This is a genomic window from Streptomyces sp. JHA26 (assembly GCF_002005565.1).
GTDB lineage: Bacteria > Actinomycetota > Actinomycetes > Streptomycetales > Streptomycetaceae > Streptomyces.
Genome location: NZ_BDJC01000011.1, coordinates 91,598 through 117,168 on the forward strand (window position 1 = coordinate 91,598; position 25,571 = coordinate 117,168).

A 25,571-nucleotide genomic window follows, 5' to 3' on the forward strand; every position below is an offset into this window, starting at 1 on the left:
GTGCCTTCGGAATTCACGGGCAAGCACGTCACCGTCGCCGGACTGGGCGTCTCCGGCGTCCCGGCGGCCAAGGTCCTGCACGGCCTCGGCGCGCACGTCACCGTCGTCAACGACGGCGACGACGAGCGCGCGCGGGCGCAGGCGGCCGAACTCGAGGCGCTCGGCGTCACCGTGCGCCTCGGCGACGGGGACACCCTCCCCGAAGGCACCGAGCTGATCGTCACCGCGCCCGGCTGGAAACCCACCAAGCCGCTGTTCGCGGCGGCGGACCGGGCGGGCGTACCGGTCTGGGGCGACGTCGAGCTGGCCTGGCGCCTGCGCGGCCCCGACGCCGCGCCCTGGCTGGCCGTCACCGGCACCAACGGCAAGACGACCACCGTCCAGATGCTGGCGTCCATCCTGACGGCGGCCGGCCTGCGCACGGCCGCCGTCGGCAACATCGGCGTCTCGCTGCTGGACGCGGTCACCGGCGAGGAGGAGTACGACGTCCTCGCCGTGGAGCTGTCCAGCTACCAGCTCCACTGGGCGCCCTCCCTGCGCGCCCACTCCGCCGCGGTGCTCAACCTCGCCCCCGACCACCTCGACTGGCACGGTTCCATGGAGGCGTACGCCGCCGACAAGGGCCGCGTCTACGAGGGCAATCGCGTCGCCTGCGTCTACAACGTCGCCGACAAGGCGACCGAGGACCTCGTCCGTGAGGCCGACGTCGAAGAGGGCTGCCGGGCCGTCGGGTTCACCCTGGGCACCCCCGGCCCCTCCCAACTCGGGGTCGTGGAAGGCATCCTGGTCGACCGCGCCTTCGTGGAGAACCGGCAGAAGAACGCCCAGGAGCTCGCCGAGGTCGCGGACGTCGACCCGCCGGCCCCGCACAACATCGCCAACGCCCTCGCCGCGGCGGCCCTCGCCCGCGCCTTCGGCGTCCCCGCGGCCGCCGTCCGCGACGGACTGCGGGCCTTCACGCCCGACGCCCACCGCATCGCGCACGTCGCCGACGTCGACGGGGTCGCCTACGTCGACGACTCCAAGGCCACCAACACCCATGCCGCGCAGGCCTCGTTGGCGGCGTACGAGTCGATCGTGTGGATCGCGGGCGGACTGGCGAAGGGCGCCACCTTCGACGAGCTGGTCGCCGGGGCGGCGAAGCGGCTGCGGGGCGTCGTCCTCATCGGCGCCGACCGCGCGCTGATCCGCGAAGCCCTGGCGCGACACGCCCCGGAAGTACCCGTGGTCGACCTCGACCGGACCGACACTGGGGCGATGCCCCAGGCCGTCCAGGAGGCGCGGCGGCTCGCGCGGCCCGGCGACACGGTCCTGCTCGCCCCGGCCTGTGCCTCCATGGACATGTTCACCAACTACAACAAGCGTGGTGACGCGTTCGCGGCGGCCGTTCGCGAACTCGGCGCCTGACCCGGCCGCTCCCGCGCCGGGTGAACTCGGGAGGACGCGTGGCACGGTCCAGGCCGATCGACAGCGGAGGCCGCGATGCCCGGTAGCCGTACCGGAGGTCCGCCCGCGCAGCGGACCGTCAAGCGGCCGGCCGCGCCGGGGCCGTCGCACGAGAACCCGGTCCTCGGTCTCTACCTCCGTCTCCGCCGCGCCTGGGACCGGCCGCTGACCGCGTACTACCTGATCTTCGGCGGCAGTCTGCTGATCACCGTGCTCGGCCTGGTGATGGTCTACTCGGCCTCCCAGATCACCGCGCTCCAGCTCTCCCTGCCCGGCTCGTACTTCTTCCGCAAGCAGTTCCTGGCCGCGCTGATCGGCTCCGGGCTGCTGGTGGCCGCCATGCGGATGCCGGTGAAACTGCACCGGGCGCTGGCCTACCCCATCCTCGCCGGAGCCGTCTTCCTGATGATCCTCGTGCAGGTGCCGGGGATAGGGATGTCGGTCAACGGCAACCAGAACTGGATCTCCCTGGGCGGCTCCTTCCAGATCCAGCCCAGCGAGTTCGGCAAGCTCGCCCTGGTGCTGTGGGGCGCCGACCTGCTCGCACGCAAGCAGGACAAGAAGCTGCTGGCCCAGTGGAAGCACATGCTCGTCCCCCTGGTGCCGGCCGCGTTCATGCTGCTCGGGCTGATCATGATCGGCGGCGACATGGGGACGGCGATCATCCTCACGGCGATCCTCTTCGGTCTGCTGTGGCTCGCGGGCGCGCCCACCCGGCTGTTCGCCGGGGTGCTCTCGGTCGCCGTGCTGCTCGGTGTGATCCTCATCAAGACCAGCCCCAACCGCATGGCCCGGCTGAACTGCATCGGCGCCACCGACCCCGGCCCGGGCGACGCCTGCTGGCAGGCGGTGCACGGCATCTACGCCCTCGCCTCGGGCGGGCTGTTCGGATCCGGGATCGGTGCCAGTGTGGAGAAATGGGGCGAACTACCCGAAGCACACACCGACTTCATCTTCGCCGTCACCGGTGAGGAACTGGGCCTGGCGGGGACGCTGTCGGTGCTCGCCCTGTTCGCGGCTCTAGGCTATGCGGGTATCCGCGTGGCCGGACGCACGGAGGACCCCTTCGTCAGGTATGCCGCGGGAGGCGTGACCACCTGGATCACGGCCCAGGCCGTGATCAACATCGGTGCGGTCCTCGGGCTGCTGCCGATCGCCGGTGTGCCCCTCCCGCTGTTCTCCTACGGGGGATCCGCCCTGCTGCCGACCATGTTCGCCATCGGCCTGCTCATCGCCTTCGCCCGCGACGAGCCCGGTGCGCGGGCGGCGCTTGCGCTGCGGCAACCTCGCTTTGGTAGAAAGCGGGGAACGGGGGGAACCGGGGGCTCCGGAGCCAAACGGACCTCCCGGAGTCGGAACACGATGCGACGGCGCGCCTCGGCGGCGCGCTCGTCCGGAGAGCGGTGAATTTCGGTGCATGTCGTACTCGCCGGCGGAGGAACCGCGGGCCACATCGAGCCCGCGCTCGCCCTCGCGGACGCCCTGCGCAGGCAGGATCCGACCGTGGGCATCACGGCCCTGGGCACGGAGCGTGGTCTGGAGACCCGGCTGGTGCCCGAGCGCGGTTACGAGCTGGCGCTGATCCCTGCCGTCCCGCTGCCGCGCAAGCCCACCCCCGAGCTGATCACCGTCCCGGGCCGGCTGCGCGGCACCATCAAGGCGACCGAGCAGATCCTGGAGCGCACCAAGGCGGACTGCGTGGTGGGCTTCGGCGGCTACGTCGCGCTGCCCGGCTACCTCGCGGCCAAGCGGCTCGGCGTGCCGATCGTCATCCACGAGGCCAACGCCCGCCCCGGCCTGGCCAACAAGATCGGCTCGCGGTACGCCGCCCAGGTCGCCGTCTCCACGCCCGACAGCAAGCTGCGCAACGCCCGTTACATCGGTATCCCGTTGCGCCGTTCCATCGCCACCCTCGACCGCGCCGCCGTGCGCCCCGAGGCCCGCGCGGCGTTCGGACTCGACCCCAACCTGCCGACGCTGCTGGTCACCGGCGGCTCGCAGGGCGCCCGGCGGCTCAACGAGGTGGTCCAGCAGGTCGCGCCGCGGCTCCAGCAGGCCGGTATCCAGATCCTGCACGCGGTCGGTCCGAAGAACGAACTGCCGCAGGTGCACCAGATGCCGGGGATGCCCCCGTACATCCCGGTAAGTTATCTGGACCGGATGGACCTCGCGTACGCCGCGGCCGACATGATGCTCTGCCGCGCGGGCGCGATGACCGTCGCCGAACTCTCCGCCGTCGGACTCCCGGCCGCCTACGTCCCGCTGCCCATCGGCAACGGCGAGCAGCGGCTCAACGCCCAGCCGGTGGTGAAGGCCGGCGGCGGGCTGCTGGTCGACGACGCGGAGCTGACGCCGGAGTGGGTGCAGCAGAACGTGCTGCCCGTGCTCGCCGATCCGCACCGGCTGTACGAGATGTCCCGTGCCGCCGCCGAGTTCGGCCGCCGGGACGCCGACGACCTCCTCGTCGGCATGGTGTACGAGGCGATCGCCGGCCGCGCACACCGCTAGGGAACGCAGCGGCGAGTGAGCCGAAGGGGCGGGCGCGGTCGGGCCGTCGGCACCGACCGGGGCGCCCCGGAGGCGAACCGAGCCAGGAAAGGGAGTGCGCGTGGCCGGACCGACCACCGCCGAACGCGGTGAACGCCGGCAGGAGTCGTCCGGCCCGCCCGGTGCGGGGCGGTTCGGACCGTCCCGCCTTCGTGCGATCATCATCCTGGCCGCCGTCCTCGTGCTCGCCGCGGGCGTGACGCTCTGGGTGCTGTACGGATCGAACTGGCTCCGCGTGGAACGGGTGTCGGTCTCCGGGACCCGCGTCCTGACGCCGGCCCAGGTCCGCGAGGCCGCCGACGTACCCGTCGGGGACGCGCTGGTCTCCGTCGACACCGAGGCGATCGCGGCGCGGCTGAGCCGGAAACTGCCCCGTGTGGACGAGGTCGACGTGGTCCGTTCCTGGCCGCACGGAATCGCGTTGAAAGTGACCGAGCGCACTCCGGTCCTGGTGGTGCGCGAAGGCCGGAACTTCGTCGAAGTGGACGACGAAGGCGTCCGGTTCGCCACGGTTTCCCGGGCCCCGAAAGGCGTGCCCGCGTTGAAATGGGAACTCGCCCGCTCGGGTCCGGCCGCGGCGAGCCTGCGCCGTTTCGGCGAGGACCGTCTGGTGCGCGAGGCGGTGCGCGTCGCCGGGAGCGTCCCGGACGCGGTGGCGCGGCGGACCCACCAGGTCACGGTCCGTTCCTACGACGACATCTCGCTGCAGCTGGACGACGGCCGCACCGTGGCCTGGGGGAGCGGCGAACAGGGCGAGCGGAAGGCCCGGGCGCTCACCGCGCTGATGAAAGCGACGCCCGACGCACGGCACTTCGACGTGAGTGTCCCCACCGCCCCGGCGTCATCGGGGAGTTGACGGGTATACGTGCAGGCCAGCACCCTGGTTGGGCAGCGCTACGGCTGATCACATAGGGTGAAAAGAAAAACGGGAGGTTCGGCGTGTTCGTTGAACGCGCGCCACGTGTCGACTTAGTGTCCTGTTCAGAAGACTCCAAGGAACAGACACACTGGTAACCCTAAACTTCAGCGTTAGGGTTCGGGTCGGCGCTACGGACCGTCCCATTCGGCATCAGTCGTCGGGTCGCGGGGCATCAGTGCTCCGGTGATCCGACGACACGTAACTCGAGGCGAGAGGCCTTCGACGTGGCAGCACCGCAGAACTACCTCGCAGTCATCAAAGTCATCGGTGTCGGCGGCGGTGGTGTCAATGCCATCAACCGGATGATCGAGGTCGGTCTCAAGGGCGTCGAGTTCATCGCCATCAACACCGACGCGCAGGCGCTGTTGATGAGCGACGCCGACGTCAAGCTGGACGTCGGCCGCGAACTCACCCGCGGACTCGGCGCCGGAGCCAACCCGGCCGTCGGCCGCAAGGCCGCCGAGGACCACCGCGAGGAGATCGAGGAGGTCCTCAAGGGGGCCGACATGGTCTTCGTGACGGCCGGTGAAGGCGGCGGCACCGGCACCGGCGGCGCGCCCGTCGTGGCCAACATCGCGCGCTCCTTGGGCGCCCTCACCATCGGTGTGGTCACGCGCCCGTTCACCTTCGAGGGCCGGCGCCGCGCCAACCAGGCCGAGGACGGCATCGCGGAGCTGCGCGAAGAGGTCGACACCCTCATCGTCATCCCCAACGACCGGCTGCTGTCCATCTCGGACCGTCAGGTCAGCGTGCTCGACGCCTTCAAGTCCGCCGACCAGGTGCTGCTGTCCGGTGTGCAGGGCATCACCGACCTCATCACCACGCCCGGCCTGATCAACCTCGACTTCGCCGACGTCAAGTCGGTCATGTCCGAGGCCGGTTCGGCCCTCATGGGCATCGGCTCGGCCCGCGGCGACGACCGCGCGGTGGCCGCGGCCGAGATGGCGATCTCCTCGCCGCTGCTCGAGGCGTCCATCGACGGCGCCCGCGGCGTCCTGCTCTCCATCTCCGGCGGCTCCGACCTCGGCCTGTTCGAGATCAACGAAGCGGCCCAGCTGGTCAGCGAGGCCGCCCACCCCGAGGCCAACATCATCTTCGGCGCGGTCATCGACGACGCCCTCGGCGACGAGGTGCGGGTCACCGTGATCGCGGCCGGCTTCGACGGGGGCCAGCCGCCGGCCAAGCGGGACAACGTCCTCGGCTCGGCCTCGGCCAAGCGCGAGGAGCCCGCTCCGGTCCGGCAGCCCGAGAGCCGCCCGTCCTTCGGTTCGCTCGGCAGCGTCAAGCCGAAGGAGGAGCCGGAGCCGACCCCGGCGCCGGAGCCGGTCAGCGACCTGCCGCCGGTCGCTCCGCCGCCGGTCCCGCCGTCGCGGACCTACTCGGACAGCGCGGCCGAGGAGCTGGACGTGCCGGACTTCCTGAAGTGATAGGACAGCGCGACACCGTGAACGGCGCGCACTTCGGCTTCACCGACCGGTGGGGCGGGGTGAGCGCCGTTCCGTACGAGGAGCTCAACCTCGGCGGCGCGGTCGGCGACGACCCGGCCGCCGTGACGGCCAACCGCCAACTGGCCGCGAAGTCGCTGGGCGTCGACCCGGCCCGGGTGGTCTGGATGAACCAGGTGCACGGGGCCGACGTCGCCGTGGTCGACGCGCCCTGGGGGGACCGTCCGGTCCCGCGGGTCGACGCGGTCGTCACCGCCGAACGCGGTCTCGCCCTCGCCGTCCTCACCGCCGACTGCGTGCCCGTTCTCCTCGCCGATCCCGTCGCCGGCGTCGCCGCCGCGGCGCACGCGGGCCGACCCGGCCTGGTCGCCGGGGTCGTCCCCGCCGCCGTACGGGCCATGACCGGGCTCGGCGCCGACCCCGCCCGCATCGTCGCCCGCACCGGACCCGCCGTGTGCGGCCGGTGCTACGAGGTGCCGGAGGAGATGCGCGCCGAGGTCGGCGCCGTCGAACCGGCGGCGCACGCCGTGACGAGCTGGGGCACTCCGTCCCTCGACGTGAGCGCCGGAGTGCGCGCGCAGCTCGAGCGGCTCGGGGTGTGCGACCTGGCGCAGTCGCCGGTGTGCACCCGGGAGTCGAAGGACCACTTCTCGTACCGACGAGACCGCACCACCGGGCGGCTCGCGGGCTATGTCTGGCTGGACTGATGGGGCATGACGGACCGTAAGGACGAAATCGCCAGGAACCTGGCGACAGTGGAAGAGCGCATCGCCGCCGCGTGCGAGGCCGCGGGCCGCCGCCGCGAGGAGGTGACCCTGATCGTGGTCACCAAGACCTACCCGGCCGACGACGTGCGCGTTCTCTCCGGTCTCGGCGTGCGCCACGTCGCCGAGAACCGCGACCAGGACGCGGCGCCCAAGGCCGCCGCCTGCTCGGATCTGCCGCTCTCGTGGCACTTCGTGGGTCAGCTGCAGACCAACAAGGTGCGCTCCGTGGTCGGTTACGCGGATGTCGTGCAGTCCGTCGACCGCGCCAGGCTCGTCACCGTGCTGTCGAAGGAAGCGGTGCGCGCCGGGCGCGAGGTGGGCGTGCTCCTCCAGGTCGCGCTCGACGCGGGGGAGAGCGCGCGCGGGGAGCGCGGAGGCGTCGCGCCCGCGGGAATCGAAGAGTTGGCCGATCTGGTCGCCGGAGCGGACGGACTGCGGCTCGACGGGCTGATGACCGTGGCACCGCTCACCGGCGAGTACGCCGGACGTCAACAGGCGGCGTTCGAGCACCTCATGGATTTGTCGACCCGCCTGCGCCGGAACCATCCTGCTGCGAACATGGTTTCCGCAGGGATGAGTGCGGACCTCGAACAGGCCGTGGCCGCCGGAGCGACACATGTACGCGTCGGCACCGCGGTACTCGGAGTCCGACCCAGGCTCGGGTAACGTCGCCAAGAAGTCGGACCACAGCAGAAAATATGGTCATTACCGCCGAAAGGCGGAGGCAACGACCTAGTGGATCGCGGGCATTTGGCAGTCGTCAGCCGATCCACCACAGAGCGGAGGACTCAGAGCATGGCCGGCGCGATGCGCAAGATGGCGGTCTACCTCGGCCTCGTGGAGGACGATGGGTACGACGGCCGGGGGTTCGACCCCGACGACGACTTCGAACCCGAACTGGACCCGGAGCCCGAGCGGGACCACCGGAGGCACGAACCGGCACACCAGTCGCACGGTTCACATCAGCCCCAAAGGGAAGAAGAGGTGCGAATCGTCCAGCCGCCCGCGCAGCGCGAGCCGGTGGCCCGTTCCACTTCGCTCGGGGCGGAATCGGGCCGCCCGGCGCGCATCGCGCCCGTGGCATCCATCACACAAGAACGCGCAAACCTGGAAAAGAGCGCACCGGTCATCATGCCCAAGGTCGTGTCCGAACGAGAGCCCTACCGGATCACCACACTTCACCCCCGGACCTACAACGAGGCCCGTACCATCGGGGAACACTTCCGTGAGGGCACACCGGTGATCATGAATCTCACTGAGATGGACGACACAGATGCGAAGCGACTTGTCGACTTTGCGGCCGGTTTGGTGTTTGGTCTTCACGGCAGTATCGAGCGGGTGACGCAGAAGGTGTTCCTGCTGTCTCCTGCTAACGTCGATGTCACGGCGGAGGACAAGGCCCGCATCGCAGAGGGCGGGTTCTTCAACCAGAGCTGAGACGCACGACCGGTTAGAGCAAGACCACGGACCCGAGGACGGGTCCGAGAGATGGTTCAGGGGAGAGGGAAGCACAGGTCATGAGCGTGGTCCTGGATGTGGTCTACATCGCGCTGATGTGCTTCCTCATCGTGCTCATCTTCCGGTTGGTCATGGACTACGTCTTCCAGTTCGCCCGCTCGTGGCAACCCGGCAAGGCGATGGTGGTCGTTCTGGAGGCCACCTACACTGTCACCGATCCACCGTTGAAGCTTCTGCGGCGGTTCATCCCGCCGCTGCGTCTCGGGGGCGTGGCGCTCGACCTGTCCTTCTTCGTACTGATGATCATCGTCTACATCCTGATCTCGATCGTGAGCCGGCTGTGAGCGATGAGAGAGATACGGGCTTGCCGAATGCCGACGACAACGTTGAGGTGAAGAGATGCCGTTGACCCCCGAGGACGTGCGGAACAAGCAGTTCACGACCGTCCGCCTCCGAGAAGGCTATGACGAGGACGAGGTCGATGCCTTCCTCGACGAGGTCGAAGCCGAACTGACCCGGCTGCTCCGCGAGAACGAGGACCTGCGCGCCAAGCTGGCCGCGGCGACGCGCGCGGCTGCGCAGAACCAGCAGAACATGCGCAAGCCCCCGGAACCGCCCCAGGACCAGCAGCAGCATCAGCAGCAGCACCCGCAGCAGCAGGGCGGCATGCCGCAGCAGGGCATGCGAGGTCCCGGCGCTCCGGTGCCCGCCGGCATATCGGGCCCGCCGCAGCAGCAGATGGGTGGCCCCATGGGTGGTCCGCCCCAGCTGCCGAGCGGTGCCCCGCAGCTGCCCGCCGGTCCCGGCGGTCAGGGCGGCCCGCAGGGTCCCGGCCCGATGGGCCAGGGTCCGGGGCCGATGGGCCAGGGCCCGGGTCCGATGCAGGGCCAGATGGGTCCCGGTCCGATGGGCGGCCCCATGGGCGGCCCGCAGGGCCCCGGTGGCCCCGGCCTGCCCGGTCAGGGCGGTCCCGGCGGCGACAGCGCCGCCCGTGTCCTCTCGCTCGCCCAGCAGACCGCCGACCAGGCGATCGCCGAGGCACGTTCCGAGGCCAACAAGATCGTCGGCGAGGCGCGTTCGCGTGCCGAGGGTCTGGAGCGGGACGCCCGTGCCAAGGCCGACGCCCTGGAGCGGGACGCGCAGGAGAAGCACCGCGTCGCGATGGGCTCCCTGGAGTCCGCCCGCGCCACGCTGGAGCGCAAGGTCGAGGACCTGCGCGGCTTCGAGCGCGAGTACCGGACGCGGCTGAAGTCCTACCTGGAGTCGCAGCTGCGTCAGCTGGAGACCCAGGCGGACGACTCGCTCGCCCCGCCGCGTACGCCCGCGACGGCCTCGCTCCCGCCGTCCCCGGCGCCCTCGATGGCTCCGGCCGGCGCGAGCGCCCCGTCCTACGGCGGCAACCAGTCGATGGGCAGCGGGCCGAGCCAGTCCGGTCCGTCCTACGGCGGTCAGCAGCAGATGTCGCCGGCGATGACCCAGCCGATGGCACCGGTGCGGCCGCAGGGGCCGTCGCCGATGGGGCAGGCGCCTTCGCCGATGCGGGGCTTCCTGATCGACGAGGACGACAACTGATCTGTAGTACGGCGTAGCCTCAGGCGGCGTTCAGGGCGGGCCCCGGGTTTGTGACCCGGGGCCCGCCCTCGTGCGTGGTGCGGGGTGCCAGTGCCGGGCGGGGGAGGCGCGGTTGCCCGCGGTTCGGGCGACGGTACGACGAGAGGCCCGGCCCCCTCGCGGTGAATTCCAGGGGCCGGGCCTCTCGTCGCGTCCGCTACTGCTTGCGCAGCCGGAACGTCAGGGTCAGGCCCTCGTCCGTGAACGGGGCGCCGTACGCGTCGTCCGCCTCGCCCTGGGCGAAGTCCGTCGCCAGGACCTCGTCGGCGATCAGCGCGGCGTGCCCGGTCAGGGCGGCGATCGTCGCCGGGTCCGTGGCCGTCCAGCGCAGGGCGATGCGGTCGGCGACGTCGAGACCGCTGTTCTTGCGGGCCTCCTGGATCAGGCGGATCGCGTCGCGGGCGAGGCCCGCACGGCGCAGCTCCTCCGTGATCTCCAGGTCGAGGGCGACCGTCGCGCCCGAGTCCGAGGCGACCGACCAGCCCTCGCGCGGCGTCTCGGTGATGATCACCTCGTCGGGAGCGAGGGTGATCGTCTCACCGTCGACCTCCACCGACGCCGTGCCCTCGCGCAGCGCCAGGGAGAGGGCGGCGGCGTCCGCGGCCGCGACGGCCTTGGCGACGTCCTGGACGCGCTTGCCGAACCGCTTGCCCAGCGCGCGGAAGTTGGCCTTCGCCGTCGTGTCGACCAGGGAGCCGCCGACCTCGCTCAGCGACGCGAGGGACTCGACGTTCAGCTCCTCCGTGATCTGTGTGTGCAGCTCGGGGGAGAGCGCGTCGAAGCCCGTCGCGGCGATCAGCGCGCGGCGCAGCGGCTGCCGGGTCTTGACGCCCGACTCCGCGCGCGTGGCGCGGCCCAGTTCGACCAGGCGGCGCACCAGCACCATCTGCTGCGACAGCTCCGGGTCGATCGCCGTCAGGTCGGCCTCGGGCCAGGAGGCCAGGTGGACCGACTCCGGGGCGTCCGGGGTGACCGGGACGATCAGGTCCTGCCAGACCCGCTCGGTGATGAACGGGGTCAGCGGGGCCATGAGCTTGGTGACCGTCTCGACGACCTCGTGCAGCGTGCGCAGCGCGGCCTTGTCGCCCTGCCAGAAGCGGCGGCGCGAGCGGCGGACGTACCAGTTGGACAGGTCGTCGACGAACGCGGACAGCAGCTTGCCGGCGCGCTGGGTGTCGTAGCTCTCCAGTGCCTGCGTCACCTGGTCGGTGAGCGCGTGCAGCTCGGACAGCAGCCAGCGGTCCAGCACCGGACGCTCGGCCGGGGCCGGGTCGGCCCCGCTGGGCGCCCAGCCGCTGGTGCGGGCGTACAGGGCCTGGAAGGCGACCGTGTTCCAGTAGGTGAGGAGCGTCTTGCGGACGACCTCCTGGATCGTGCCGTGGCCGACGCGGCGGGCCGCCCACGGGGAGCCGCCGGCCGCCATGAACCAGCGCACCGCGTCGGCGCCGTGCTGGTCCATCAGCGGGATCGGCTGCAGGATGTTGCCCAGGTGCTTGGACATCTTGCGGCCGTCCTCGGCGAGGATGTGGCCGAGACACACGACGTTCTCGTACGACGACTTGTCGAAGACCAGGGTGCCGACGGCCATCAGCGTGTAGAACCAGCCGCGGGTCTGGTCGATGGCCTCGCTGATGAACTGCGCCGGGTAGCGGGACTCGAACAGTTCCTTGTTCTTGTACGGGTAGCCCCACTGCGCGAACGGCATCGAGCCCGAGTCGTACCAGGCGTCGATGACCTCCGGCACGCGCGTGGCCGTCTTCCCGCAGCCGTCCTGCGGGCAGGCGAAGGTGACCTCGTCGATGTACGGGCGGTGCGGGTCGAGCGCGGACTGGTCGGTGCCGGTCAGCTCGGACAGCTCCGCGCGGGAGCCGACGGCGGTGAGGTGGTCGTCCTCGCAGCGCCAGATCGGCAGCGGGGTGCCCCAGTAGCGGTTGCGGGAGAGCGCCCAGTCGATGTTGTTGTTCAGCCAGTCGCCGTACCGGCCGTGCTTGACCGAGTCCGGGAACCAGTTGGTCTTCTCGTTCTCCTGGAGGAGACGGTCCTTGATCGCCGTGGTGCGGATATACCAGGACGGCTGCGCGTAGTACAGCAGCGCGGTGTGGCAGCGCCAGCAGTGCGGGTAGCTGTGCTCGTACGGGACGTGCCTGAACAGCAGGCCCCGGGCATCCAGGTCCTCCGTGAGCTGCTCGTCGGCCTTCTTGAAGAAGACGCCGCCGACCAGGGGGAGACCCTCCTCGAAGGTGCCGTCGGGGCGGACGGGGTTGACGACCGGCAGGCCGTAGGAGCGGCAGACCTTGAGGTCGTCCTCACCGAAGGCGGGGGACTGGTGGACCAGACCGGTGCCGTCCTCGGTGGTGACGTATTCGGCGTTCACCACGTAGTGGGCGGGCTCCGGGAACTCCACGAGCTCGAAGGGGCGCCGGTAGGTCCAGCGCTCCATCTCGGCGCCGGTGAAGGACTGCCCGGTGGTCTCCCAGCCCTCGCCGAGGGCCTTGGCCACCAGCTGCTCGGCGACGACCAGCTTCTCCTCGCCGTTCGTCGCGACGACGTACGTCACGTCGGGGTGCGCGGCGACGGCGGTGTTGGAGACCAGCGTCCAGGGGGTGGTCGTCCAGATCAGGAGCGCCGCCTCGCCGGCCAGCGGGCCGGAGGTCAGCGGGAAGCGGACGTAGACGGAAGGGTCGACGACCGTCTCGTAGCCCTGGGCCAGCTCGTGGTCGGACAGGCCGGTGCCGCAGCGCGGGCACCAGGGCGCGACGCGGTGGTCCTGGACCAGCAGGCCCTTGTTGAAGATCTCCTTCAGCGACCACCAGACCGACTCGACGTACTCCGGGTCCATGGTCCGGTAGGCGTCGTCGAGGTCGACCCAGTAGCCCATGCGGGTCGTCAGCTCGGCGAAGGCGTCGGTGTGCCGGGTCACGGACTCGCGGCACTTGGCGTTGAACTCGGCGATGCCGTACGCCTCGATGTCCTGCTTGCCGGAGAAGCCGAGCTCCTTCTCCACCGCGAGCTCGACCGGCAGGCCGTGGCAGTCCCAGCCGGCCTTGCGGGCCACGTGGTAGCCCCGCATGGTGCGGAAGCGGGGGAAGACGTCCTTGAAGACGCGCGCCTCGATGTGGTGGGCGCCCGGCATGCCGTTGGCGGTGGGCGGGCCCTCGTAGAACACCCACTCGGGGCGACCCTCGGACTGCTCCAGGCTCTTGGCGAAGATCTTCTGCTCGCGCCAGAAGTCGAGCACCGCGTGTTCGAGCGCGGGCAGGTCGACCTGGGCGGGCACCTGACGGTACTGCGGCTGCGTATTCAACGAGCTTCCTCCGGCGGACGTACTGCCTTCCGTCGGAGGGACGAGAGCCGTAGAGGCTACGTACGCCGCTGTGTGCGGCGCGCTCCCGCGGTACCACCCTCCTTGGCCCCCCGGTGCGTCGTGTGCGCCGGTGAGCCCCCTCATTGGGGTCGCGAGCCGGTTCTACTCGCCCGTCCCTCGGGTCGGGCTTTCCTCCGGCGGCTCCGGGGTGATCTTCACGTCGCGCTCACCCCCGGGCTCACACCGTCCCCGGGTCGCTCTGGGCTGCGTACGCCGCTACTCGTCCCCATCCACGCTTTTCGCTCCGCCCAGTGTACGGCGCCGCGCGGCCGGCGGCCGACCGGTTTCGGCGCGGGGCGGAGCGGGGCGCCGTGCCGCCCCGGGTGACCCGGATGCCGAGCCCGCCGGTGCGGTTCCCGACGGGTCCGGCCGGGAACCGCACCGGCGGATTACCGGGCGGGGAGCTGGGCACAACGCATGCATGTTCGCCGCGCGGCGCGCGGTGGGCGGCGGATCGGGCGGCGTGCCCCGTTGCCGCGGGACCCGAGTCGATTTATCGTCCCAGCACGATTCGCGAGCAAGATCACAATATGTGAAGGGGCCGCGGCCATGGTGGCGAAGAAGACCGCCGTAGAGCAGTCGGAGGCGGCTGCGAAGAAGTCCGCCGCCAGGAAGACGACGGCCGCGAGGAAGGCCGACGCGGCGGCGGTCGTCGCGGACGGGACCGCGGTGAAGAAGGCCACGGCGAAGCGGCGGAGCCCGGCGAAGAAGACCGCGGCCACGAAGACCGCGGCCACGAAGACCGCGGCCACGAAGACCGCGGCCACGAAGACCGCGGCCACGAAGACCGCGGCGAAGAAGAGCACGGCGAAGAAGGCGGGCGCGGCCGAGGCCGCGGAGCAGACGGGAGCCACGACGGTGGTTGCGAAGAAGACTCCTGGCACGGCCACGGCGGCCAAGTCCGCGGTTCCGAAGGCACGTGGCGTCGCCGCGGTCCCCGGTGACCTCGCGGTACGCCCCGGCGAGGACCCCTGGACCCCGGCGGAGGTCGAGGAGGCCCGTGGGGAGCTCCAGTCCGAGGCGGACCGGCTGCGCACCGAGATCGACCAGTCGGAGCGGTCGCTGCAGGGCCTGATGCGGGACTCCGGGGACGGCGCCGGCGACGACGAGGCGGACACCGGAACCAAGAACATCACGCGCGAGCACGAACTGGCACTGGCCGCCAACGCGCGCGAGATGCTCACCCAGACCGAGCGCGCCCTGGAACGCCTCGACGCGGGCACCTACGGCCTGTGCGAGAACTGCGGCAACCCCATCGGCAAGGCGCGCATGCAGGCCTTCCCGCGGGCCACCCTCTGCGTCGAGTGCAAGCAGAAGCAGGAACGCCGCCCCTGAGCCGGCACCGACCGCGCCGCTCCGCCTCCGCACACGTCCTGAGCACGTCCTGAGCACGTCCGGGACGCAGGGTGTGCCGTACCCTCGTCCTCAGTCAGGTACCTAGGCTGAGGGACTCACGTGGCAGAGGCGGAGCGCATCATCGGTACGCCGGACACCCCGGACGCGGCGGGGGACGGGCAGGAGCGGCCCGAAGCCGAGCAGGAACAGGCCCCGGAGCGCCCCCGGGGCCGGCGGCGGATCGCCGTGCTGTTCGCGGTCGCCGTGTTCGCCTACCTCCTCGACCTGGTCAGCAAGATGATCGTGGTCGCCGAGCTGGAGCACCACGAGCCGATCGAGATCGTCGGTGACTGGCTGCGGCTCGCGGCGATCCGCAACGCGGGCGCGGCCTTCGGCTTCGGCGAGGCCTTCACGGTGATCTTCACGGTGATCGCCGCGGCCGTGATCGTGGTGATCGCCCGTCTCGCCCGCAAGCTGTACAGCCTGCCGTGGGCGATCGCGCTCGGCCTGCTGCTCGGCGGTGCGCTCGGCAACCTCACCGACCGGATCTTCCGCTCGCCCGGCGTCTTCGAGGGCGCGGTCGTCGACTTCATCGCGCCCAAGCACTTCGCCGTCTTCAACCTCGCCGACTCGGCGATCGTCTGCGGCGGCATCCTGATCGTGATCCTCTCCTTCCGCGGCCTGGACCCGGACGGGACCGTCCACCGGGACTGAGGCCCCTGCCGGGGTCCCCGCGCCGGACGGGCGTGCGGGACCGTCCGGCACGTCCGGCATACTCGACGGGTGAGCACGCTTCCCGAGATCCGTACCCTGCCCGTGCCCGACGGCCTGGAGGGCGAGCGCGTCGACGCCGCCATCTCCCGCATGTTCGGCTTCTCCCGTACCAAGGCCGCGGAGCTCGCCGCGGCGGGCAAGGTGCAGGTCGACGGATCGGTGGTCGGCAAGTCCGAACGGGTCCGCGGCGGCGCCTGGCTCGAGGTCGAGATGCCCCAGGCGCCCGCGCCGGTGCAGCTGGTCGCCGAGCCCGTCGAGGGCATGGAGATCGTGCACGACGACGAGGACGTGGTCGTCATCGTCAAGCCCGTCGGCGTCGCCGCCCACCCGTCGCCCGGCTGGAACGGCCCCACGGTCATCGGCGGACTGGCCGCCGCCGGGTACCGCATCTCCACCTCCGGCGCCGCCGAGCGCCAGGGCATCGTGCACCGCCTCGACGTCGGCACCTCCGGCCTGATGGTGGTGGCGAAGTCGGAGCGGGCGTACACCTCGCTCAAGCGCCAGTTCAAGGAGCGCACCGTCGACAAGCGCTACCACACGCTCGTGCAGGGCCACCCCGATCCGACCAGCGGCACCATCGACGCCCCCATCGGCCGCCACCCCCAGCACGACTACAAGTGGGCCGTCACCGCCGAGGGCAAGCCCTCCGTCACGCACTACGACCTCATCGAGGCGTTCCGCGCGGCCTCCCTGCTCGACGTGAAGCTGGAGACCGGCCGCACCCACCAGATCCGCGTCCACATGGCCGCCCACCGCCACCCCTGCGTCGGCGACCTCACCTACGGCGCCGACCCGACGCTGGCCAAGCGGCTGCGCCTGACCCGCCAGTGGCTGCACGCCGTACGGCTCGGTTTCGAGCACCCCGGCGACGGACAGTGGGTCGAGTACGCCAGCGACTACCCCGAGGACCTCCAGCAGGCCCTGGACCGGGTCCGCGAGGAGACCTACGCATGAGCGCCCCGGCCTACGAGGTGCGCGTCGCCGAGGACCCGGCCGACCGGGAGGCGTGCTTCGCGGTGCGCAAGGAGGTCTTCGTCGCCGAGCAGAACGTCCCGGAGGACATCGAGTACGACGCGTACGACGCCGGCGCCGTGCACGTCCTCGCGGTCCGGGAGGACGGCGTGCCGCTCGGCACCTCACGGCTGCTGCACGGTGCGGCCGCCGCGGCGAAGAACGGCGACGGGGACCCGGCCGTCGGCTCCCTCGGACGGCTCGCCGTCGTCCGGGACGCCCGCGGACTGGGCGTCGGGGCCGCACTGGTGCGCGCCGTCGAGGACGCGGCACGCGCGCGCGGACTCACCGCGCTCGACCTGCACGCGCAGACACACGCCCTGGGTTTCTACGAGCGACTGGGGTACCAGGCCTACGGACCGGAGTTCCCCGACGCGGGGATACCCCACCGCGCGATGCGGCGCACCCTGTAGGAGCCGAGCCGGACCGGCCGGTGGGGCCGGTGGCATGGCAGGCTGTACACCCCGCCGTGCACACGCCGAGACCCACCGGAGCGGTGACCGTGGATCAGTTGGCCCTGTTGTTCATGCTGCTGCTCGGGGCCCTGCTGAGCGTCCCGATCGGGGACCGGCTCAAGTTGCCGGCGCCCGTGCTGATGACCGTCCTCGGGATCGTCCTGGCGCTGCTCGACTTCGTGCCCAACGTCGACATCCCGCCCGAGCTCATCCTGCCCGCGCTGCTGCCGCCGCTGCTGTACGCGGCCGTGCGGCGCACCTCCTGGCGGCAGTTCGCGGCCAACAGACGCCCCATCTTCCTGCTGGCGGTCGCACTGGTGTTCGTCACCACGGCGTGCGTGGCCACCGTGGCCCATGTGATCGTGCCGGGCCTGCCGATCGCCGCCGCCTTCGCGCTCGGCGCCCTGGTGGCGCCGCCCGACCCGGTCGCGGCGACCGCCGTCGCGGGCCAGCTGGGGCTGCCGCGCCGCCTGGTGTCCATCCTCGAGGGCGAGGGCCTCTTCAACGACGTGACGGCCATCGTGCTCTACCACGTGGCCATCGCCGCGGTCGTCAGCGGTTCCTTCTCGCCCTGGGGCGCCGGGCTCGACCTGGTGCTGTCCGCCGTCGTCGCCGTCGCGGTGGGCCTGGCCCTGGGCTGGGGCGCCAACAAGCTGCTGGACCTGCTGGGGGACGCCACCCTGCAGATCGGACTGACGCTGCTCGTGCCCTACGTGTCGTACGTGCTGGCCGAGGAGCTCCACGGCTCCGGGGTGCTCGCCGTGCTGACCACCGCCATGTTCCTCGCCGAGTACGCGGTCGGCGCCGACGACGTGATGACCCGGCTCACCGGGCACACGGTCTGGGACGTCGTCGACACCCTCGTCACGGGCGTCGCCTTCGGGCTGATCGGGCTGGAGCTGCACAACGCCGTCCGCACCGCCTCCGGGCGGTGGGCCGAGCTGCTGGGCTGGGCCGGAGCGGTCGTCGGCGTGGTGATCCTCGTCCGGCTGGTGTGGCTGCTGCCGGCCACCTGGCTGACCCAGCGGCTGCACGCCCGGCGCGACCACGACGAGGACATCCCGACGAGCTGGCGGGAGACCGTCGTCATGTGGTGGTCGGGGATGCGGGGCGTCGCCTCGGTGGCGCTGGCGCTCGCGATCCCGCTGAAGACGGACGACGGGTCCCCCTTCCCGAACCGGGAGGAGATCGTCTTCATCGCCTTCGGGGTGATCATGGTGACGCTGCTGCTCCAGGGCCTGACACTGCCGTGGCTGGTGAACCGGCTCGGGGTGCGGTCGGACACCGAACGCGAGAAGGAGTACGAGAAGGAGCTCGCCGTGCGCGCGGCGAAGGCGGCGAAGCAACGGCTCAAGGAGATCGAGGCGGTCGAGGACCTGCCGGAGGAGCTGTCCGAGCAGATGCTGCGGCGGGCCTTCGACATCGGCATCCGGATCAGCCCGGACATCGGCGACGAGGAGCGGCGCGAGGCACAGCTGCAGCGGGCCCGGCGACTGAAGCGGATCCGCCGGATCCAGGGCGAGCTGCTCAGCGCCGCGCGCCACGAGGTGCTGGCGGCACGCAGCGAACCCGGAGCCGACCCGGAGATCGTCGACCGGGTGCTGCGCCACCTGGACGTCCGCAGCCTGCGCTGACCGCGCCGCCGGGCCGGCGGCCGCGGGTCACAGGACCTTTCCCGACCGGTGCGGGAAACGGCGGGCCTCCCCGTCCGGCGAGCGCCGGGAGGGCGGGACGCCGGGGCGCCGGTCGGCGTCCGCCGTGTTGACGCGGGGCAGGGCGTACGGGTGCTCGTCGGCCAGCCAGCGGATCATCTGCTCGCGCACCTCGACCCGTACCGTCCAGATGTCGTCCGCGTCCTTCGCCGTCACCAGGGCCCGCACCTGCATGGTGTTCGGGGTGGTGTCCGTGACGGTCAGGTTGTAGGCCCGCCCGTCCCAGGCCGGGCAGCCGCGCAGGATGTCCCGCAGCCGCTCGCGCATCGCGTCCAGCGGGGCCGTGTGGTCGAGGTGCCAGTAGACGACGCCGGTCATCTGCGGGGTGCCCCGCGACCAGTTCTCGAACGGCTGGGACGTGAAGTACGACACCGGCATCGTGATCCGGCGCTCGTCCCAGGTGCGCACGGTCAGGAAGGTCAGCGTGATCTCCTCGACGGTGCCCCACTCGCCGTTCACCACGACCGTGTCACCGATGCGCACCATGTCGCCGAAGGCGATCTGCAGCCCCGCGAACAGGTTGCCCAGCGTGGACTGCGCGGCGATGCCGGCCACGATGCCGAGGACACCGGCCGAGGCCAGCAGGGAGGTGCCCGCCGTGCGCATCGCCGGGAACGTCAGCAGCATCGACGACACGGCGACGACGCCGACGACCGCGGAGACCACCCGCATGATCAGCGACACCTGGGTGCGCACCCGCCGCACCCGGGCCGGGTCGCGCTGGGCGTGGGCGTGGGCGTAGCGGGAGTACGACGTCTCGACGACGGCCGCGGCGATCCGGATCACCAGCCAGGCCGCCGAGCCGATCAGCACCAGCGTCAGCGTCCGGCCGACCCCCGTCCGGTGCTCCGGGAACACCTGCGCCTCGACGTAGGTCCCCCTCAGCAGCGCCGCGCACAGTACGAGCTGGTAGGGGATGCGGGCGCGGCGCAGCAGCCCCCACAGGGGCGTCTCGGGGTGCCGTCCGTCGGCCTTGCGCAGCAGCAGGTCGGTGGCCCACCCGATGACCAGGGTCAGCAGGACGGAGCCGCCGACCACGAGCAGCGGGCGGAGTACGTTCTCCGGGTTCTCCATCCTTCGAACGTAACCGGCCCGGTCCGGCGTGAACCTGTGACCTGTGTCCCCCGCCGGACGCCGTCGCCCGTCGCGTTGTCGTACCCGGCTGGCACCATGGCCCCATGAACATCGTGCTCTTTCACTCGACCCATGGCCCGAGGCCCGCGGTGCGGCAGGCCGCCGACCGGCTGCGCGACGCCGGGCACCAGGTCTGGACCCCGGACCTCTTCGAGGGGCGGACGTTCGACACGGTCGAGGAGGGCATGGCCCACCAGGACGAGATCGGCAGGGAGGAACTGCTGAAGCGGGCCGTGCTGGCCGCCGCGCCCTATTCCGAGCGCGGGCTGGTGTACGCCGGGTTCTCGCTCGGCGCCTCCATCGCCCAGACCCTCGCCCTCGGTGACCACCGGGCGCGCGGGCTGCTGCTCCTGCACGGCACCTCGGACATCGCCGCCAACGCCTCGGTGGACGACCTGCCGGTGCAGCTGCACGTCGCCGAGCCCGACCCGTTCGAGACGGACGACTGGCTCAGCGCCTGGTACCTCCAGATGGGCCGGGCCGGCGCCGACGTGGAGGTGTACCGGTACGCCGGGGCGGGTCACCTCTACACCGATCCCGGGCTGCCGGACTACGACGAGGAGGCGGCCGAGGCCACCTGGCGGGTGGCGCTCGGCTTCCTCGACTCGCTGCGGGGCGGGGACGCGCCTCAGACGGGGGAGTAGACCCGCTCGACGCGCTGCGTGCCGCTGCGCGTGCGGTAGGAGCGCGCCCACGTGGAGCGGGCGTCCGGGTCGGTGCGGTCGGAGACGACGTAGTAGTCCATCTGCGCCCGCTCGGCGGTGACGTCCAGCACGCCGTAGCCGTGCCGGTCGGTGTCGACCCAGTGGACGTGCCGGTTGGCCGCCCGGATGACCGGCGCGGCGACCGCGGACACCGCGCCCTCGGGGACCTTCACGAGGTCGTCCAGGTTGTCGGAGGTCACCGAGGTGACCACGAACTCCGTGGCCGCCGAGCCGGACAGCGGGTACGTGGCGGCGTTGTACGGCACGTCGTTGGCCCACGCCATGTGGATGTCGCCGGTCAGGAACACGGTGTTGCGGACGGCGTGGGCGCGCAGGTGGGCCAGCAGTTCGCGGCGGTCGTCGGTGTAGCCGTCCCACTGGTCGGTGTTGAGGGCGAGCCCCTCCTTCGGCAGGCCGAGGAGTTCGGCGAGCGGCCTCAGCAGCTCGGCGGGGAGCGAACCGACCGCGAACGGCGACATCATCACCGGGTTGCCGACCAGCCGCCACACGGCGTCGGAGGACCGCAGGTTGGACTTGAGCCAGTCGAGCTGGGCGCGGCCGGTGACGGTGCGGTCCGGGTCGTCGACGTCGCCGTCGCCGAGGGCCACCTGCTGCGAGCGGAACGAGCGCAGGTCCAGGAGCGACAGGTCGACGAGCTTGCCGAAGCGCAGTCGGCGGTAGGTGGTGCCGGCGATCGCCGGGCGTACCGGCATCCACTCGAAGTAGGCCTGCTTCGCGGCGGCCTGACGCGCCGTCCAGGCGCCCTCCGCGCCCTCGGTGTGGTTCTCGGCGCCGCCCGACCAGGTGTTGTCGGCGAACTCGTGGTCGTCCCAGATGGCGACGACGGGCGCCACCGCGTGCAGCGCCCTCAGGTCGGGGTCCGTCTTGTACCGGGCGTGCCGCGTGCGGTAGTCGGCGAGGGTGACGATCTCGTGGGCGGGCGCGTGCTGCCGCACCACGGTGTCGCGGGTGCCGTACTCGCCGGTGCCGTACTCGTAGATGTAGTCGCCCAGGTGCAGCCAGGCGTCCAGGTCGCCGCGCGCCGCGAGGTGGCGGTACGCGGAGAAGTGGCCGGCCTCCCAGTTGGCGCAGGAGACCACGCCGAAGCGCAGGCCCGTGACGGCCGCGTCGGCCGCGGGGGCGGTCCGGGTGCGGGCGACGGGGGAGTCGGTGGGGCCGGCGGAGAAGCGGTACCAGTAGTCCGTGGCGGGGGCGAGGCCGCGGATGTCCGCCTTGACCGTGTGGTCGGAGGCGGCGGTGGCGGTGAGGGACCCCTTGGCGACGACGTTCGTGAGCGCCTTGTCGGTGGCGACGACCCAGCTCACCTCGGTGTCCGGGCCGATGCCGGAACCGGGCACGGCCTCGGGCACCGGCGTCACCCGGGTCCACAGCAGGACGCCGTCGGGCAGCGGGTCGCCGGAGGCGACGCCGTGCAGGAAGGCGGGGGCGGTGTCGGCGGCACCGGCGGGCGGCGCCGCGGCGAGCGGAGCCGCGAGGACGGCTCCGGCCGCCGCGGCCTTGACGACCGCACGACGGCTGGGCGTGCGGGAACCGGCCCGCTCGGCGGGCGCGGCGGTGATCTCTTCGGATGATCTGTGTCGACTGGTCACGGCCGATCAGGTTACTGATCGGTACGCGCGCGAGCGGGCGAACTCGCAAAAGTTCGCCCGCTCGTCGACTGCCCGGTGACCCGGGTTACTTGGTGACGCCCGCGTCCTTGAGCGCCTTCTGCCAGTCGGCGACCGTGCTCGGGTTCTCGATCACCTTGTCGTTGATCTTGATGGTCGGGGTCGACTGGACACCGTCGGAGTCGTCGAAGGACTTGCTCATGCGCATCGCCCACGCGTCGTAGGTGCCCTGCTTCACGGCGTCCTGGAACTTCTTGTTGTTCTTCAGGGCGTCGACCGTGTCGGCCACCTTGATCAGGTAGTCGTCCTTGGCGAACTCGTCGGTCGTCTCGGCCGGGTGGTGCTCGGCGGAGTACAGCGCGGTCTTGTAGTCGATGAACGCGTCGGTGCTGACGTTCAGGGCGGCGCCCAGTGCGCTGAGGGCGTTCTTCGAACCCTCCCCGCCGAGGTTGCCGTCGAGGAAGGTGCCGATCGTGAAGGAGAGCTTGTAGTCGCCGTCCTCCATGCCCTTGTTGATGGTCTCGCCGAGGTTCTGCTCGAGGGAGGCGCAGGCCGGGCAGCGCGGGTCCTCGTAGAGGTGGATCACGTTGTCGGACTTGGAGTCGCCGGCCACGATCGTGGTGCCGTCCTTGCCCGAGGTGTGGGCCGGTGCCACCACCTTCGCCTCGGCGGCCTTCTCCCACCCGGTGGGCTCGTTCATCTGCACGACGGCGTAGCCGATGCCGCCGGCCACCGCCAGCACACCGACGATGGAGCAGGCCACGATGACCTGCCGCTTGACCTTGTCGCGCCGGGCCTGGCGCTCGCGCTCCTCGCGCAGGCGCTCACGGGCCGCCGTCTTCGCCGCCTGGCTGTTCCGCTTGCTCATGGTGATGTTCTCTCCGGGGACGCGCACACGGGTGTGTGCGGAAATGGGTACGGGGGCTGGCTGTCGGCGCTCGGTGACCGGGGGGTCACACGAGGGCGAGCGAGACCGGCGGTCCGCGCCGTCCCAGGGAGTGCGCGAGGATCCGCTCGCGGGCGCCGGCGGTGCGGCGGACCGCCGGGACCGGGCGGCGCACCGCCGGCGTCCGGCGGACGGTCACGGCCGCGACGGCGAGCAGGAGCGGCCGGAAGGTCGTCGCGGCCACCGCGCCCAGCAACCGGCCCAGCGCCCGCTCGCCGCGCCGCAGCCAGGCCGCCGCGAGCAGCCCGACGCCGACGTGCGCGCCGAGCAGCAGCCAGGCGGTCGCGGGATCGGCGTGGGCGAGCAGGGCCGCGAGCCGGTCGGTGTCGGCGCCGGTCACCCGGGTCAGCGGTGCGCCGACGCCGGCCCCCACCCCCGTGCCGTCGCCGCACAGCACGTCGAAGCCGACGGAGCGCAGGGGCCCCGTGACCGGGCCGCCCGCCCTGCCGTAGCAGACGTGCTGGCCGGTGGTGAGGACGGTGTCGGCGGCCAGCTCCAGAGGGATCAGCAGGGCGGCGATCCGTCCGAAGCCGCGCTCGCGCCGCCCGGCCAGGGCGTACGCGATCAGGAACACGGCGGCGGCGACCGCGGCCACCGTGCTCAGGGGCAGCGGAACCCCGGACAGCAGCACGTGCGACGCGGTGCTGAGCGTCACGACGAGTGCCGTGAACAGCGCCGCGCGTACGGCTCTGAGCGGGGTTCCGGATATGTCCATAGCGAATCAAGAGTGTGTCACGGGTCCCGGTAAGAGGCCCCTAAAGGGTCCCTGTGAGAGACCCCCGAAGGGTCCCCGGGGAGAGCCGGCGGTCACAGACCCGGGATCCGGCCGTTGCGGAAGAGGTCGACGAAGATCTGGTGGTCGGCGCGCGCGCGTGCCCCGTAGGTGTGGGCGAAGTCGACCAGCAGGGGCGCGAAGCCCTCCTCGTCGGCCGCGATCGCCGCGTCGATGGCCCGCTCGGTGGAGAACGGCACCAGGGACTCGCCGGACTGGTCGTCCGCCGCCGCGTGCATCGCGGCCGTGGCCCGCCCCAGGTCGGCGACGACCTCGGCGATCTCCTCGGGGTCGTCGATGTCGCCCCAGTCCAGGTCCACCGCGTACGGCGAGACCTCGGCGACCAGCTGGCCCGCGCCGTCCAGCTCGGTCCACCCCAGCCACGGGTCGGCGTGCGCCTGCAGGGCGCGCTGGGAGATCACCGTGCGGTGGCCCTCGTGCTGGAAGTAGTCCCGGATCGCCCGGTCGGTGACGTGCCGGGAGACCGCCGGGGTCTGGGCCTGCTTGACGTAGATCACGACGTCGTTCTCCAGGGCGTCGCTGTTGCCCTCCAGGAGGATGTTGTACGACGGCAGCCCGGCGGAGCCGATGCCGATGCCCCGGCGGCCCACGACGTCCTTGACGCGGTAGGAGTCCGGACGGGTCAGCGACGAGTCCGGGAGCGTCTCCAGGTAGCCGTCGAAGGCGGCCAGCACCTTGTAGCGCGTGGCCGCGTCCAGCTCGACGGAGCCGCCGCCGGCGGCGAAGCGGCGTTCGAAGTCGCGGATCTCCGTCATCGAGTCCAGCAGCCCGAACCGGGTCAGCGAACGGGCCACGCGCAGCGCGCCCAGCAGCGGGCCCTGAGCGGTGTCCAGCGTGAACGGCGGCACCTCGTCGCTCTTGGCACCCGTCGCCAGCGAGTGGATCCGCTCCCGGTACGCGCCCGCGTACACCCGCACCAGCTCGGTGATCTGCTCGTCGCTGAGCGCCTTCGCGTACCCGATCAGCGCGACGGAGGCCGCGAAGCGCTCGAGGTCCCAGGTGAAGGGGCCGACGTAGGCCTCGTCGAAGTCGTTGACGTTGAAGATCAGGCGGCCGGTGGAGTCCATGTACGTGCCGAAGTTCTCCGCGTGCAGGTCGCCGTGGATCCACACCCGGGAGGTCCGCTCGTCCAGGTACGGGCCGCCCGCGGTCCCCGCGTCCAGGTCGTGGTAGAAGAGGCACGCCGTGCCCCGGTAGAAGGCGAAGGCCGAGGCCGCCATCTTCCGGAACTTCACGCGGAACGCGGCCGGGTCGGCGGCCAGGAGCTCGCCGAACGCGGTGTCGAAGACGGCGAGGATCTCCTCGCCGCGGTGCTCGTCGCTGAGCTGCGAAACCGACATCGCTGGGTGCCTCCTGGTACGGGTGGTGCGTGGGCGAGTGGAGCGGAAACCGCACTCGGACCAACGTTCGAGGGCGTGCGGGAGTGCCCGCGGCCCGGGGCCGGCCCGACGCGCGGGGCCCCGCACGAAGGTACGCGGCCGGAGCCCCGGAGTGTCAGTCCCGGGGCATAGACTTCGACGCT

The 25,571-nt window shown here is 71.7% G+C and carries 22 protein-coding genes; 16 read left to right on the forward strand and 6 right to left on the reverse strand.

The features are described 5' to 3' along the window. From murD to divIVA, 10 genes are all read left to right on the forward strand, one after another. Positions 1-1,407 carry a UDP-N-acetylmuramoyl-L-alanine--D-glutamate ligase gene (murD, locus tag JHAT_RS09595; RefSeq protein ID WP_077797704.1) on the forward strand — a complete coding sequence of 469 codons (1,407 nt, stop codon included), beginning with the start codon at positions 1-3 and terminating at the stop codon, positions 1,405-1,407. A gap of 75 nt (positions 1,408-1,482) precedes the next feature. After that, positions 1,483-2,853, forward strand: a complete 1,371-nt coding sequence (ftsW, locus tag JHAT_RS09600; RefSeq protein ID WP_077797647.1) for a putative lipid II flippase FtsW — start codon at positions 1,483-1,485, stop codon at positions 2,851-2,853. A 6-nt stretch (positions 2,854-2,859) separates the two neighbouring features. Further along, complete coding sequence (gene murG / locus JHAT_RS09605; protein ID WP_077797648.1) at positions 2,860-3,954, forward strand: undecaprenyldiphospho-muramoylpentapeptide beta-N-acetylglucosaminyltransferase; 1,095 nt, start codon at positions 2,860-2,862, stop codon at positions 3,952-3,954. A 100-nt stretch (positions 3,955-4,054) separates the two neighbouring features. Continuing rightward, positions 4,055-4,849: a cell division protein FtsQ gene (gene ftsQ, locus JHAT_RS09610; protein WP_077797705.1), complete on the forward strand. Its 795-nt coding sequence runs from the start codon at positions 4,055-4,057 to the stop codon at positions 4,847-4,849. A 287-nt stretch (positions 4,850-5,136) separates the two neighbouring features. Continuing rightward, positions 5,137-6,339 (forward strand): cell division protein FtsZ, encoded by a 1,203-nt coding sequence (ftsZ, locus tag JHAT_RS09620; RefSeq protein WP_077797650.1) that lies wholly within the window; start codon positions 5,137-5,139, stop codon positions 6,337-6,339. Continuing rightward, positions 6,336-7,064 carry a peptidoglycan editing factor PgeF gene (pgeF, locus tag JHAT_RS09625; RefSeq protein WP_077797651.1) on the forward strand — a complete coding sequence of 243 codons (729 nt, stop codon included), beginning with the start codon at positions 6,336-6,338 and terminating at the stop codon, positions 7,062-7,064. The genes ftsZ and pgeF overlap by 4 nt, the downstream gene beginning before the upstream one ends. A gap of 6 nt (positions 7,065-7,070) precedes the next feature. After that, the gene (locus JHAT_RS09630; protein ID WP_077797652.1) at positions 7,071-7,790 is read left to right on the forward strand and encodes a YggS family pyridoxal phosphate-dependent enzyme; all 720 of its coding nucleotides are present in this window, start codon (positions 7,071-7,073) and stop codon (positions 7,788-7,790) included. A gap of 129 nt (positions 7,791-7,919) precedes the next feature. Further along, complete coding sequence (sepF, locus tag JHAT_RS09635) at positions 7,920-8,561, forward strand: cell division protein SepF (protein ID WP_077797653.1); 642 nt, start codon at positions 7,920-7,922, stop codon at positions 8,559-8,561. Positions 8,562-8,641: 80 nt separating this feature from the next. Beyond that, entirely contained in the window at positions 8,642-8,926 is a 285-nt protein-coding gene (locus JHAT_RS09640) for a YggT family protein (RefSeq protein ID WP_007448661.1), read from the forward strand. 55 nt (positions 8,927-8,981) lie between these two features. Then, on the forward strand, positions 8,982-10,154 hold the full coding sequence (divIVA, locus tag JHAT_RS09645) for an apical growth/hyphal branching protein DivIVA (RefSeq protein WP_077797654.1): 1,173 nt from the start codon (positions 8,982-8,984) through the stop codon (positions 10,152-10,154). Positions 10,155-10,350: 196 nt separating this feature from the next. Here the strand turns inward: divIVA and ileS are convergent, their stop codons facing one another. Further along, positions 10,351-13,497, reverse strand: coding sequence for an isoleucine--tRNA ligase (gene ileS, locus JHAT_RS09650; protein WP_077797655.1), 3,147 nt, complete (start codon positions 13,495-13,497; stop codon positions 10,351-10,353). A gap of 609 nt (positions 13,498-14,106) precedes the next feature. Between ileS and JHAT_RS09655 the strand changes: the two genes are divergently transcribed. The 5 genes from JHAT_RS09655 (at position 14,107) to JHAT_RS09675 (ending at position 18,766) form a co-directional block, all read left to right on the forward strand. Beyond that, positions 14,107-14,892 carry a TraR/DksA family transcriptional regulator gene (locus JHAT_RS09655; protein WP_077797656.1) on the forward strand — a complete coding sequence of 262 codons (786 nt, stop codon included), beginning with the start codon at positions 14,107-14,109 and terminating at the stop codon, positions 14,890-14,892. A gap of 120 nt (positions 14,893-15,012) precedes the next feature. Then, positions 15,013-15,606: a signal peptidase II gene (gene lspA / locus JHAT_RS09660; RefSeq protein WP_077797657.1), complete on the forward strand. Its 594-nt coding sequence runs from the start codon at positions 15,013-15,015 to the stop codon at positions 15,604-15,606. Between the two features lie 69 nt (positions 15,607-15,675). After that, complete coding sequence (locus tag JHAT_RS09665) at positions 15,676-16,620, forward strand: RluA family pseudouridine synthase (RefSeq protein ID WP_077797658.1); 945 nt, start codon at positions 15,676-15,678, stop codon at positions 16,618-16,620. Next, on the forward strand, positions 16,617-17,090 hold the full coding sequence (locus JHAT_RS09670) for a GNAT family N-acetyltransferase (protein ID WP_077797659.1): 474 nt from the start codon (positions 16,617-16,619) through the stop codon (positions 17,088-17,090). The genes JHAT_RS09665 and JHAT_RS09670 overlap by 4 nt, the downstream gene beginning before the upstream one ends. Positions 17,091-17,179: 89 nt before the next feature. Next, a complete protein-coding gene (locus JHAT_RS09675; RefSeq protein WP_077797706.1) occupies positions 17,180-18,766 on the forward strand; it encodes a Na+/H+ antiporter in 1,587 nt (528 codons plus the stop codon). 27 nt (positions 18,767-18,793) lie between these two features. Here JHAT_RS09675 and JHAT_RS09680 read toward each other — a convergent pair whose 3' ends face one another. Further along, positions 18,794-19,918: a mechanosensitive ion channel family protein gene (locus JHAT_RS09680; RefSeq protein ID WP_077797660.1), complete on the reverse strand. Its 1,125-nt coding sequence runs from the start codon at positions 19,916-19,918 to the stop codon at positions 18,794-18,796. Positions 19,919-20,022: 104 nt separating this feature from the next. On the opposite strand from JHAT_RS09680, the gene JHAT_RS09685 reads away from it, so the two are divergent. After that, positions 20,023-20,622, forward strand: coding sequence for a dienelactone hydrolase family protein (locus tag JHAT_RS09685; protein WP_077797661.1), 600 nt, complete (start codon positions 20,023-20,025; stop codon positions 20,620-20,622). Here JHAT_RS09685 and JHAT_RS09690 read toward each other — a convergent pair. From JHAT_RS09690 to JHAT_RS09705, 4 genes are all read right to left on the reverse strand, one after another. Then, complete coding sequence (locus JHAT_RS09690) at positions 20,607-22,292, reverse strand: alkaline phosphatase (protein WP_077797662.1); 1,686 nt, start codon at positions 22,290-22,292, stop codon at positions 20,607-20,609. The two genes, JHAT_RS09685 and JHAT_RS09690, sit on opposite strands and share 16 nt — an antisense overlap. 85 nt (positions 22,293-22,377) lie before the next feature. Next, a complete protein-coding gene (locus JHAT_RS09695; RefSeq protein ID WP_077797663.1) occupies positions 22,378-23,178 on the reverse strand; it encodes a DsbA family protein in 801 nt (266 codons plus the stop codon). Positions 23,179-23,263: 85 nt separating this feature from the next. Continuing rightward, positions 23,264-23,971 (reverse strand): hypothetical protein, encoded by a 708-nt coding sequence (locus JHAT_RS09700; protein ID WP_077797664.1) that lies wholly within the window; start codon positions 23,969-23,971, stop codon positions 23,264-23,266. A gap of 92 nt (positions 23,972-24,063) precedes the next feature. Beyond that, positions 24,064-25,389 (reverse strand): DUF2252 domain-containing protein, encoded by a 1,326-nt coding sequence (locus tag JHAT_RS09705; RefSeq protein ID WP_077797665.1) that lies wholly within the window; start codon positions 25,387-25,389, stop codon positions 24,064-24,066. Positions 25,390-25,571 lie beyond the last annotated feature (182 nt).